Raw genomic sequence first — 11,322 nt, forward strand, 5'->3', positions numbered from 1 at the left:
GGCGGCAGGGCCGGCTGGGCGGGGTGCGGCGGCCGGCCCGGCGGCGGGGGCTGCGGTGAGCTGACCGGATAGGCCGGGCGCGGTGGCGGTGCGGCGCCGGGGTGCGACCACGGCGCCGGCGCCGACGGCGCCGGAGGCGGCCACGAACCACCGCCCTGGCGGACCGGCTGCTGACGCAACAGCGGCCCCTGCGGTTGGACGGCTCGCATCGACGCGGTCATGGGAGGGCGGCCGGCCATCCCGGTGTGGCGCCCCACCTCGAACGCCAGCAGCGGCCCGTCGGGGTTTCCCAGGTTGATGCACTGGCCGTCGTGGACGTCGACCACCGGCACCCGGCGGCCGTTGACGAAGGTCCCGTTCAGCGAACCGTTGTCGATCGCCAGCCACCGGCCCTGGTCGAAACGCAGCAGCAGGTGCGCGCGCGAGATCAGCGGGTGGGTGATACGCAAATCGGCGCGCAGGTCGCGTCCGACGACCACGTCATGGCCCGGCGCGAACGTCCGCGCGGACCCGTCGTAGCGCACGGTCAGCACGTGCGGTGCCGCTTGGCTCATCGACTGCACTGTAGCGAATGTCGAATGCACTGTAGCGAACTGTCGCGGGTCGGCTCACCGGACCGACTGTATCGGTTGCGCTGTATCGGTTGGGCCGCATGCAACTCCGAACGATGCGACCGTCGGTCACGTCAGGCTGGCGTCCGGGGCGCCGGTCACCACGCAGCGGGTGCGGCGGTAGATCGTGGGCATGCACCGGTTGCAGTGCGTGCACGCCGAGGTGTGACGACCGTCGGCCGCCAGCCGGTTGACCAGGTCGGGCTCGGCCAGCAGCGCCCGGGCCATCGCGACGAACTCGAAGCCCTCCGCCATCGCCAACTCCATCGTCGCGAGGTTGGTGATGCCGCCGAGCAGGATCAACGGCATGGACAGCTCGGCGCGAAACAGCCGCGCGTCGCGCAGCAGATAGGCGTCCCGGTAGGGGTATTCCCGCAGGAACTTGCGGCCGGCGAGGCGCATGCCCCAGCGCACCGGCGGCGGGAAGGCGGCGGCGAACTCCTTGACCGGGGCGTCGCCGCGGAACAGGTACATCGGGTTGACCAGCGAGCTGCCCGCGGTCAGCTCGAGGGCGTCCAGCCCGCCGTCGTCCTGCAGCCACCTGGCCGTGGTCAGCGCCTCGTCGACGGTGATGCCGCCGCGCACCCCGTCGGCCATGTTGAGTTTGGCGGTCACCGCGATCCGTCCGTCCCCGTGGTCGTCCACGGCGCGGCGCACCGCGGTGACGATGCCGCGGGCGACCCTGGCCCGGTTCTGAAGTGTGCCGCCGAACTCGTCGTCGCGGCGGTTGATCAGCGGGCTCAGGAATGCGCTGGCGAAATAGTTGTGGCCGAGATGGATTTCGACGGCGTCGAAACCCGCGTCCACGGCGAGCCGGGCGGCGTCGGCGTGCGCGGCGATGACGTCGTCGATGTCGTCGCGGGTGGCTCTGCGGGCGAAACGCATCGCGATCGGGTTGAAGAACCGCACCGGCGCCAGCGCGGTGGCCTTGTTGGACCGGGCGTCGGCCACTGGGCCGGCGTGGCCGATCTGCGCGCTGACCGCCGCCCCCTCGGCGTGCACCGCCGCGGTGAGCCGGCGCAGCCCGGCGACGGCCTGTTGACGCATCCAGATCTGGTTGCCGGCGGTGCGCCCGCCGGGGGAGACCGCGCAGTAGGCGACGGTCGTCATGGCGACCCCGCCGGCCGCCGGCCGACGGTGATACTCGATCAGGTCGTCGGTGACCAGCGCGTCGGGTGTGCGGGCCTCGAAGGTGGCAGCCTTGATGACGCGGTTGCGCAGCGTCAGCGGACCGAGCGGGCCGGGGGCGAACACATCCGGGGCTGCGGGCATACCGGCAGCCTGCCAGACTGTCTGGCGTGGGCGCGATCACTTTGGACGGCAAAGCCACCCGCGACGAGATCTTCGTCGACCTCACGCACCGGGTGGCGGCGTTGACCGCGGCGGGCCGCGCGCCCGGCCTGGGCACCGTCCTGGTCGGGGACGACCCCGGGTCGCAGGCCTACGTTCGCGGCAAGCACGCCGACTGCGCCAAGGTGGGCATCACCTCGATCCGGCGTGACCTGCCGGCCGACGTCACCGCGGCCAAGCTGGACGAGACCATCGACGAACTCAACGCGGACCCCGACTGCACCGGCTACATCGTGCAGTTGCCGCTGCCCGGGCACCTCGACGAGAACGCGGCCCTGGAGCGCGTCGACCCGGCCAAGGACGCCGACGGGCTGCACCCGACCAACCTGGGCCGGCTGGTGCTGGGCACCCCCGCGCCGCTGCCGTGTACGCCGCGCGGCATCGTGGCGCTGCTGCGCCGCTACGACGTCGAGATTGCCGGCGCCCACATCGTCGTCATCGGCCGCGGCGTCACCGTCGGCCGCCCGCTGGGGCTGCTGCTCACCCGGCGGTCGGAGAACGCGACGGTGACGTTGTGCCACACCGGAACTCGCGACCTGGCGGCGCTGACCAGGCAGGCCGACATCATCGTCGCGGCGGTCGGCGTGCCGCACCTGCTGACCGCCGACATGGTGCGGCCGGGCGCTGCGGTGCTCGACGTCGGCGTCAGCCGGACCGGCGCCGGGCTGGTCGGTGACGTGGCGCCCGACGTGTGGGAGGTCGCCGGTCACGTGTCGCCCAATCCGGGCGGTGTGGGGCCGTTGACCCGGGCGTTCCTGCTGACCAACGTCGTCGAGCTGGCCGAGCGGCGATGAGGACGGCGCTGCGGTCGCAGTGGCCGATCCTGTCGGTCGGGGTGGTCTTCGCGGTGGCGTTCACGCTGGTGGCCGCGAGCTTCTGGCGCCGCGGCGCCCTGCTGATCGGCGTCGGCGTGGGCGTGGCCGCGGCGCTGCGGCTGCTGCTCTCCGACGAGCGGGCCGGCGTGCTGGTGGTGCGCACCAGGGGTGTCGACTTCGCGACCACCGCCGTCGTTGCGGCGTCGATGGTCTACATCGCCGCGACGATCGACCCGCTGGGCACCCGTTAGAGCCCGGTCGGCAGGCCCGGCATGCCCGGCATGCCCGGGATGCCTGGCATGCTGGGCATCTGGCCGTCGGCGATGGACGACATGAGTTCGGGGCAGTACGTCGACACCGCGATGCTGGTGAACATGTCCGCCACCATCGGGGAGATCCCGCCGCCGACCACGCTGGACGCGGCCGAAGCGAACGTCTCGGTCGGCTGGGCCAGCATCGGGCAGATGGACTGGCCCATCGAAACCATACTGCCGGGGTCGCTGGAATCGATCCCGGCGCTGCTGAGCGCGGACAGAAACGAATCGTCGATCGCGTCTGCCCGCGCGGGAGTCGCCGATGCCGCACCGACGGCGATCGCGCAGGTGGCCCCCGCTACCACGCGTGATACCCGGTGACACCGGTTGTTCAGCGCCGACATGGCTCGCTCCTCACTGTCATGAACTGTGACGGTCGTGAACTGTCACGGTCATGAACTGACACGGTCGTGAACTGTCACTGTGGAGAGCGCCGAACGGCACTCGACTCACACAAGAAACTCTGGTCGTTCTCCGTCACATTCACAACACGGCCGGGTAAAGGTTCGCGCACGGTCCGGCGCCCGACCCGCGATCCGGGACCCGATCGTCATGCGACACGGCGTGCGGCAGCGGGGCATTGACCCGCACGTGGTCGACAATGCCAACCATGCCGCCAGCCCGAGAGATCTCACGTCAGACGTTTCTGCGGGGTGCCGTCGGAGCGTTGGCGGCCGGCGCGGTGTTCGGCTCGGTCCGGGCCGGCGCCGACCCCGTGTCGGGCTGGACCGGTCTTTCGGCCGCCATCGGCGGGCAGGTGCTGACGCCGGGCGACGGTGCGCAATTCGCCACGGCCAAAGAGGTTTTCGACACCATCTACGACGACTTGACTCCCGCGGCAGTCGTCGTCCCGACGTCATCGTCGGACGTGCAGAAGGCGATGGCATTCGCCGCCGCCCACAACGTCAAAGTCGCTCCGCGCGGTGGCGGGCACTCGTATATCGGGGCGTCCACGGCGAACGGGACCATGGTGCTCGACTTGCGTCAGCTGCCCGGGGGAATCAGCTACGACGCTCCCAGCGGGCTCGTCACGGTGGCGCCCGCGACCGACTTGTACGCGCTGCACCAGGCGCTGGCCGTTGCCGGCCGGGGCATCCCCACCGGCACCTGCCCGAGCGTCGGCACCGCGGGGCACGCCCTGGGCGGCGGCCTGGGCGCCCATTCCCGTCACGCGGGCCTGATGTGTGACGCGCTGAGGTCGGCCTCGGTGGTGCTGCCCGGCGGTCAGGCCGTGACCGCGTCCGCCGCCGACCACCCCGACCTGTTCTGGGCGTTGCGCGGCGGCGGTGGCGGCAACTTCGGGGTGACGACGTCGCTGACCTTCGCCACGTTCCCGACCGGGGACGTCGACGTGGTGAACCTCAATTTCCCGGCGCAGTCGTTCGCGCAGGTGCTGCTCGGTTGGCAGAACTGGTTGCGGACCGCCGACCGCAGCAGCTGGGCTCTGGCCGACGCCACCACCGACGCGCTGGGTACGCACTGTCGCATTCTCGCAACGTGCCCGGTCGGGTCGGGCGGCAGCGTGGCGGACGCCATCAGTTCAGCCGTGGGAATGCAGCCGACCGGGACCGAGAACCACACCTCGACCTACCTGGATCTGGTGCGTTACCTGGCCGTCGGCAACCTCAACCCGTCGCCGCTGGGATACGTCGGCGGGTCCGACGTGCTGCCGGTGATCACCCCGGCCGCCGCCCAGGGGATCGCCGCGGCGTTCGGCGCCTTTCCGCGCGGGGCGGGCCGCCCGTTGGTCATCATGCACGCGCTCGACGGCGCCCTGGCCGACGTGGCACCGGGGGCCACAGCTTTTCCGTGGCGGCGGCAGTACGCGCTGGTGCAGTGGTACGTCGAAACATCCGGAAGCCCCTCGGCGGCCACCGGCTGGCTCACCACGGCACACCGCGCGGTGCAACCGTATTCCGTCGGCGGCTATGTGAACTATCTTGAGGCGAACCAGCCGGCGTCGCGGTTCTTCGGCCCGAATCTGGCCCGGCTCAGCGCCGTGCGGCAGAAGTACGATCCCGGCCGGGTCATGTTCTCCGGCGTGAATTTTTGACGCACCGGCGGCCGACAACCAACTCCCACCACTACCGATGAAAAACTGCTGCGCGCGAACGACGAAGGCTGCGAGCCGGATTCAGGATTGTGATCGCTCACGCCGACAGCGCCGCACACACGCAGACGGTCACCTACGGCAGCGCGATGCCGGGGTTGTCGGCCCGCTTCGGATGGGTGGCCGGCAGCAGACCTGGCGGTGTCGGCCCACCCGCCGGACGGTCGAGGAGGCGATGCGGCTGCAACCGGGGGCCAACCAGCTGCGCCCCAGCGAGCTGGAGCAAAAACCCAAGCCGACATCGACCGGATGTAGGGCTGACGGCGGCAAACGCACCCTTCCCGCAGGCAGCGGGACTGCGGTCGGCGACACCTGGCTTGCTGGTAGGGTCGGCCCCGCAGTCAGAGTTCTGAATTCTGCCTGGGAGGGGGGTTTACAATGACAAAATTGAGCAGTGACCACCGGGGCGTGCATCGTGTCCGCCAGTGGGGCGCCGGTATCGGCGTGGCTTCCGGTGCTGGGCTGGCGGCAGCGCTGATCGGGGTGGCGGCTGCGCCGGCCGCCCATGCCGACGACGCCGACGGCCTGGTGGGCCAAGCCGCGTCGGATCTGTCCCAAGCCAATTCGGTGTTGGAGTCGGCTCCCACAACGTCGCTCGACGCGCAGGACTTGTCGATACTCGTTGGCTTCGAGTCGGAGGCACTCAACCTCGATTCATTTGTCCTCCAACAAGAGCCGATCGTCGCCGGCCTGCCCGCAGCCGACCAAACCAGCCCACTGTTGCTCGACGCCGACCAGCAGCTGGTCCAGGGTTCTCAGGGCTTGCTCGACGCTGACCAAACCTACGTCGCGGCCATCCAAGCCGGTGACTTCGCGAGCACGGCGTCTTCCTCGGCCGAAATGGCAGGACGCTCGGCAGAATTCGGGGTGGATTCCGCTAGCTTCGGCACGATCCCGGGTGTCATCGACGCGGGGTTTGTCGACATCGTCGCTCAGCTCCTTGCACACCTGGGGCTTCCGTTTTGATCAGGCGGGCAACCGGACTCACGCCGGGACCGGCGTAAACGCGGCGCTCGGGCCGCCGTCATCGCCTGGCTGAAAGATCCCTGCCATGACCATGGGGGAGCCTTGGCCAGGTTGGCTACTGGCTCGGCGCTAGCCCTACCGCGACCTCCTGCGCAGCGGTGCGCAGCCGCTGGTCCCACACGGCGAACACGGTGTCGTCGACGCCTACAGCCAGGACGCTGGCCAGGTGGACTGCGTCGACGCCACGCAGCGCGTGCGCTGTGGCTAGCTGCCCGGCGTGGTGGGCGATGTTCTCAGTCAGCTCCACCGTGCGGGTGGCTGCCCAGTACTCTTCCCACATCGCCTGGGCCTGGAATTGTTCGTCGGCACCCAGGCGGCGTGCACGTCCGGCAGCCGCCAGCGCCGCGCACACCTCGGGGTAGGCCAACCGAGAAGAGACCGCGGCGTCGCAGCCATCCCATAGCGCGGCGGCGATGTCGCTGCCATCCTCCTCGACCAGGAGTTTGACGAAGGCGCTGCTGTCGAAGTAAACGATCGGCACGGGTCAGCGGCGTTGTTCACGCACCAGGTCGGAGACCGACCCTCGAGCATGCACACGTGCTGCTCGGCGAGCCGTGGGCCGGCTGGCCGAGTGCGGCCGACTCACCACACCCTGCACAGTCAGCTGCTCCAGCAGCGGCGCGGTGTCCACAGCCACCAGCCGCACTACCGGCGTTCCCCGATCGGTGACGACGACCTCCTCGCCGGCGCGGACCCGCTCGATCCAGTCCGCGAGTTCGGCCCGCAACGTACTCACTGCCACCTCCATGACAGCAGTGTACAACAGAAGAGCAATAACTTGTACGTCGTGCCCAACCGAACACCCCGGCGGCCCGTGACCGGGCAATCATCCTGCACTGCTCACTCGCTCGCCGCCCGATCATCAGGTGGACAGGACGACGATCATGCGGATTCGCACGGTCGCCAAGGAAGGTGCGCTGGCGGCGTTGGCGGCATCCAAGCCGGGCGCGGCGGCCCGGCAACGCGGCTACGAGCCGGCGGCCGCCAGTGCCGCACACACGCAGACGGTCACGTACGGCAGCGCGATGCCGGTGTTGTCGGCCAGCGCCGGATGGCTGGCCAGCAGGTCGCGGACCCGGTCCAACGTCGTGCTGCGCACCTCGGCCGGCGAGGTGATGCAGTAGCTTCGGGACGACACCAAGTCGATAAGCGCCTGCGGTGTAACGTAATTGGTCCACTCAACCTGATGGCGTCGCAGCCCGGTGAACGGCTCCGGCAGCGTCACCCGGTCGCGGACCGGATCGCCGTCGCGGCCGACGATGTCACCGAGCTCTCGCACCCAGCCGAGCCGTTCGTCGCGGGTGTTCCACACCAAACCGAGGTGACCGCCCGGCCGCAGCACCCGGGCCACTTCCGGGATCGCGCGCGCCGGGTCGAACCAGTGCCACGCCTGCGCGACCAGTACCGTGTCAACGCTGTTGTCCGCCAACGGGATATCTTCGGCCGTGCCGAGCAGCGCCGGGGTGTCCGGCAGCGAGCTGCGCAGCACGTCGAGCATCTCCGGGATGGGGTCGACGGCCACCACGTCCAGGCCGCGTTCGACCAGCCGCGCCGTCAGCTTGCCGGTGCCCGCACCCAGGTCGAGCACATCGCGAGCCCCGGCCGGCAGCAGCCAGTCGATCGCCTCCGGCGGGTACGACGGGCGGCCCCGCTCGTAGGCGGCCGCCTCGGCGCCGAACGACAGCGAGCGGTCCGGCCGGCAGCGGGTCATCGGCGCACGCCCGCGGGCGCCAACTCGAGCGTCTGGCGGACCAGGTCGCCGACGGCGCGGGACTCGACGAGGAATCCGTCATGCCCGTAGATCGAGTCGACGATCTGCAGACCGCCACAGCCGGGCAACAGTTCCGCCAGCTCCTCCTGCAGCCGCAACGGATACAGCCGGTCGGAGGTGATGCCGGCGACCACCGCCGGCACCGGGCAGCCGCGCAGCGCTGCCCGCACCCCGCCGCGGCCGCGGCCCACGTCGTGGCTGGACAACGCGTCGGTCAGCACCACGTAGCTGCCCGCCTCGAACCGGGACACCAGCTTGGCGCCCTGATAGTCCAGGTAGCTTTGCACCGCGTAGCGGCCGCCGGCCGCCGGATCTTCCCCGTCCTGCGGGCTGTTGGCGAACCTGCTGTCCAGCTCGAGCTCGCCCCGGTAGGTCAGGTGCGCGAAGCGCCGGGCGATCTGCAGCCCGGCGTCCGGTGTGCGGCCGGTGTCGTAGTAGTCGCCGTTCTGCCAGTTCGGATCGGCCTTGATCGCCGCGATCTGGGTGCACTGGGTGCCGATCTGGTCGGCGGTGGCCCGCGCGCCGACGGCCAGCAGCAGCCCCGCGTGGACCCGGTCGGGGTGGCCGACCATCCATTCCAGCGCCCGGGCGCCGCCCATCGATCCGCCGACGACGGCGGCGACGTCGGTGATGCCCAGCGCGGCTAGCGCGGCCACGTCGGCTTCGACCTGATCGCGCACCGTTATCCGGGGAAACCGTGACCCCCAGGGCTTTCCGTCGCGGGCCAACGAGCCGGGCCCGGTCGAGCCGCGGCAGCCGCCCAGCACGTTGGTGGCGATCGCACACCACCGGTCGGTGTCGATCGGCGCGCCCGGCCCGGCGATGCCGTCCCACCATCCGGGCGTGGGATGTCCGGGACCGGCGGGTCCGGTGATGTGCGAGTCACCGGTGAGCGCGTGCAAGACCACCACGACGTTGTCGCGGGCGGGTGACAGCTCACCCCAGCGCTGCACGGCGATGCAGACGTCGTCGAGCACCGCACCGCTTTCCAGGGTCAGCGAGCCGATGTCGACCAGCCCGATCTCGCCCTCGGCGGGCAGCGTCCGGGTCGGTACGTCGGAGATCGTCACCTCAGGCTCCCTCACTCGGGCCGCTCACACGACCGCCGCCCGCGGATCGCCGCTGTCGGCGCGGTGCGCGCGTGCCGCGGCGAAGCCCAGCTCCAGGTCTGCCAGGATGTCGTCGATCCCCTCGATCCCCACGGCCAGCCGCACCAGACCCGGGCTCACGCCGGTGGCCAGCTGCTCCTCGGGGCTCAGTTGGGAGTGGGTCGTCGACGCCGGGTGGATCACCAGCGATCGGACGTCGCCGATGTTGGCGACGTGGCTGTGCAGCTTCAGCGCGTTGACGAAAGCCTTGCCGGCGTCGGCCCCGCCGGCCAGCTCGAACGCCAGCACCGCCCCGGTTCCCTTGGGCGCCAGCGTCTTTGCCCGTTCGTACCACGGCGAACTCGGCAGTCCGGCGTAGTTGACCGACAGCACCTCGTCGCGGCCGGTGAGGAACTCGGCGACGCGGCGGGCGTTGGCGACGTGCCGTTCCATGCGCAGGCTCAGTGTCTCCAGGCCCTGCGCCACCAGGAACGCGTTGAACGGCGACGCCGCCGAGCCGTAGTCGCGCAGCAGCTGCACCCGGGCCTTGACCGCGAACGCCGGCGGGCCCAACTGCGCGTACACCACGCCGTGGTAGCTGGCGTCGGGCGTAGTAAACCCGGGGAATCCGCGGCCGTTCGCCCAGTCGAAGGTGCCGCCGTCGACGATCACCCCGGCGATCGCCGCGCCGTGCCCGCCCAGGTACTTGGTGGCCGAGTGCACCACGATGTCGGCGCCCTGGCTGATCGGCTGGATCAGGTACGGGGTGGCGATGGTGTTGTCGACGATCAACGGCACGCCGTGCTGGTGCGCCACCGCCGACACCGCCGGCGTGTCGAGCACGTCGATCTGCGGGTTGGAGATGGTCTCGGCGAAGAACGCCTTGGTGTTGGGCCGCACCGCAGCACGCCAGCAGTCCAGGTTATCGGGGTCGTCGACGAAGCTGACCTCGACACCCAGCTTGGCCAGCGAATAGTGGAACAGGTTGTAGGTGCCGCCGTACAGCCGCGGGCTGGACACGATGTGATCGCCCGCCTCGGCCAGGTTGAGGATCGCGAACGTCTCGGCGGCCTGCCCGGACGCCAGGAACAGCGCCGCCACGCCGCCCTCCAGCGCGGCGATCCGCTGCTCGACGACATCGGTGGTCGGGTTGCCCATCCGGGTGTAGATGTTGCCCGGAATCTCCAGGCCGAACAGGGCGGCGGCGTGAGCGGTGTTGTCGAAGGTGTACGACGTCGTCTGGTAGATCGGCAGGGCGCGGGCGTTGGTGACCGGGTCCGGCCGCTGGCCGGCGTGGATCTGCCTGGTCTCGAACGACCAGTGCGCGGCCGGATCGGTGCTGTCGTCAGCGGTCATGTGGCGGCTTTCTGCTGGAAGGTGCGGTTGCTGGCGTTGCCGGCTCGCCGTCTGGCGACGGCGTCGGCCGGCGGCCACTCGTTCAGCAACTGCGACACACGAGGGGCCGGCCCAAATAGGCGCGCATCAGGTTTCCCTGTCTACTCGGGGGGCCCGTCATGGCGGACCCGCGCTTGCCGTGCGGCCGGTTGCGGCCGCTCAACCCGGTCATCACCCGGGGCACCCCACCGCGGTTGGAGGGTTGCCGGCCAGCAAGCCGGGGCTTGACGCTGGCGCTCATGACCTCGGGCTAGCTTATCGCACCGGCCCGATCCGACGCCACCTGCTTTTGCGGCCGCGCGTTCCCACGAAAATTCCTACGAAAATTCGGAGGGGTGACCACGGCTGGTGAGTCCAGCCCTCGGTGACCGGCCGGGCGGTCGGTTACCGGCTGAGGGGTCTGGTCTTCGTTTTGTGCCGCGTCGGGTTTTGCGATGGATGACCGCCGGCGATGACCGCCAACTTGTCGTGCTCGGCGACGGCGCCCCCTGGATCACCGAACCTGGCCACCGCCAACTGGCCCGAAGCCACCCCGATCGTCGACCTCTACCACGCCCGCCAACACCTGCACGACCTCGCCAAACCGCTCGAGCCCATACTCGGTGACGCCCACGCCGACTGGCTGGCCGCCCGCTTGGCCGACCTCGACTCTGGCGACATCGAAACCCTGGTCAACCAAACCGCCCGACTGCCCCTGACTGGCGACACCGCCACAGACACCACCAAAGCGTTGGCCTACTTCAAAACCAACGCCCACCGCATGCGCCTACTTCCGCGAGCACGGCATGTTCATCGGCTCTTGTGCTGTGGAAGCCGGCTCCAAAGCCGTGATCGGCCAACGC

12 protein-coding genes, 1 pseudogene and 1 riboswitch are annotated in these 11,322 nt (G+C 70.3%); of the genes and pseudogenes, 5 read left to right on the top strand and 8 right to left on the bottom strand.

The window, feature by feature from the left end; genetic code table 11:
- Both ABDW21_RS07040 and ABDW21_RS07045 read right to left on the bottom strand, forming a co-directional pair.
- Positions 1 to 554, bottom strand: a 554-nt coding sequence (locus ABDW21_RS07040) for an FHA domain-containing protein (protein WP_343710234.1), incomplete at its 3' end; no start/stop codon positions are given.
- A gap of 126 nt (positions 555 to 680) precedes the next feature.
- Positions 681 to 1,883 carry an NADH:flavin oxidoreductase gene (locus ABDW21_RS07045; RefSeq protein ID WP_343601787.1) on the bottom strand — a complete coding sequence of 401 codons (1,203 nt, stop codon included), beginning with the start codon at positions 1,881 to 1,883 and terminating at the stop codon, positions 681 to 683.
- A 26-nt stretch (positions 1,884 to 1,909) separates the two neighbouring features.
- Between ABDW21_RS07045 and ABDW21_RS07050 the strand changes: the two genes are divergently transcribed.
- Together ABDW21_RS07050 and ABDW21_RS07055 are read left to right on the top strand one after the other, a co-directional pair.
- Positions 1,910 to 2,755 carry a bifunctional methylenetetrahydrofolate dehydrogenase/methenyltetrahydrofolate cyclohydrolase gene (locus ABDW21_RS07050; RefSeq protein WP_343601788.1) on the top strand — a complete coding sequence of 282 codons (846 nt, stop codon included), beginning with the start codon at positions 1,910 to 1,912 and terminating at the stop codon, positions 2,753 to 2,755.
- Positions 2,752 to 3,027 carry a DUF3017 domain-containing protein gene (locus ABDW21_RS07055; protein ID WP_343710235.1) on the top strand — a complete coding sequence of 92 codons (276 nt, stop codon included), beginning with the start codon at positions 2,752 to 2,754 and terminating at the stop codon, positions 3,025 to 3,027. Before ABDW21_RS07050 ends, ABDW21_RS07055 begins: the two co-directional genes overlap by 4 nt.
- On the opposite strand, the gene ABDW21_RS07060 is transcribed toward ABDW21_RS07055, so the two are convergent.
- Positions 3,024 to 3,434 carry a DUF732 domain-containing protein gene (locus tag ABDW21_RS07060; RefSeq protein ID WP_343601790.1) on the bottom strand — a complete coding sequence of 137 codons (411 nt, stop codon included), beginning with the start codon at positions 3,432 to 3,434 and terminating at the stop codon, positions 3,024 to 3,026. The two genes, ABDW21_RS07055 and ABDW21_RS07060, sit on opposite strands and share 4 nt — an antisense overlap.
- 266 nt (positions 3,435 to 3,700) lie before the next feature.
- Between ABDW21_RS07060 and ABDW21_RS07065 the strand changes: the two genes are divergently transcribed.
- Positions 3,701 to 5,143, top strand: coding sequence for an FAD-binding oxidoreductase (locus ABDW21_RS07065; protein WP_343710236.1), 1,443 nt, complete (start codon positions 3,701 to 3,703; stop codon positions 5,141 to 5,143).
- Positions 5,144 to 5,587: 444 nt separating this feature from the next.
- A complete protein-coding gene (locus ABDW21_RS07070) occupies positions 5,588 to 6,166 on the top strand; it encodes a hypothetical protein (RefSeq protein WP_343710237.1) in 579 nt (192 codons plus the stop codon).
- A 115-nt stretch (positions 6,167 to 6,281) separates the two neighbouring features.
- Here ABDW21_RS07070 and ABDW21_RS07075 read toward each other — a convergent pair whose 3' ends face one another.
- The 5 genes from ABDW21_RS07075 to ABDW21_RS07095 form a co-directional block, all read right to left on the bottom strand.
- A complete protein-coding gene (locus ABDW21_RS07075; RefSeq protein WP_343601796.1) occupies positions 6,282 to 6,707 on the bottom strand; it encodes a type II toxin-antitoxin system VapC family toxin in 426 nt (141 codons plus the stop codon).
- 3 nt (positions 6,708 to 6,710) lie between these two features.
- On the bottom strand, positions 6,711 to 6,974 hold the full coding sequence (locus ABDW21_RS07080) for a type II toxin-antitoxin system prevent-host-death family antitoxin (protein WP_343601798.1): 264 nt from the start codon (positions 6,972 to 6,974) through the stop codon (positions 6,711 to 6,713).
- 219 nt (positions 6,975 to 7,193) lie between these two features.
- The gene (locus tag ABDW21_RS07085; protein ID WP_343601800.1) at positions 7,194 to 7,937 is read right to left on the bottom strand and encodes a class I SAM-dependent methyltransferase; all 744 of its coding nucleotides are present in this window, start codon (positions 7,935 to 7,937) and stop codon (positions 7,194 to 7,196) included.
- Positions 7,934 to 9,067 (bottom strand): homoserine O-acetyltransferase, encoded by a 1,134-nt coding sequence (locus ABDW21_RS07090; RefSeq protein ID WP_343601802.1) that lies wholly within the window; start codon positions 9,065 to 9,067, stop codon positions 7,934 to 7,936. The genes ABDW21_RS07085 and ABDW21_RS07090 overlap by 4 nt, the downstream gene beginning before the upstream one ends.
- A 24-nt stretch (positions 9,068 to 9,091) precedes the next feature.
- Positions 9,092 to 10,441: a bifunctional o-acetylhomoserine/o-acetylserine sulfhydrylase gene (locus ABDW21_RS07095; protein ID WP_343601803.1), complete on the bottom strand. Its 1,350-nt coding sequence runs from the start codon at positions 10,439 to 10,441 to the stop codon at positions 9,092 to 9,094.
- Between the two features lie 164 nt (positions 10,442 to 10,605).
- A riboswitch (SAM riboswitch) is annotated at positions 10,606 to 10,725 on the bottom strand.
- Between the two features lie 232 nt (positions 10,726 to 10,957).
- On the opposite strand from ABDW21_RS07095, the pseudogene ABDW21_RS07100 reads away from it, so the two are divergent.
- Positions 10,958 to 11,159, top strand: a pseudogene (locus ABDW21_RS07100) (hypothetical protein); the annotation flags it as partial.
- Positions 11,160 to 11,322: the final 163 nt, after the last annotated feature.

Source organism: Mycobacterium sp., assembly GCF_039583805.1.
Lineage (GTDB): Bacteria > Actinomycetota > Actinomycetes > Mycobacteriales > Mycobacteriaceae > Mycobacterium.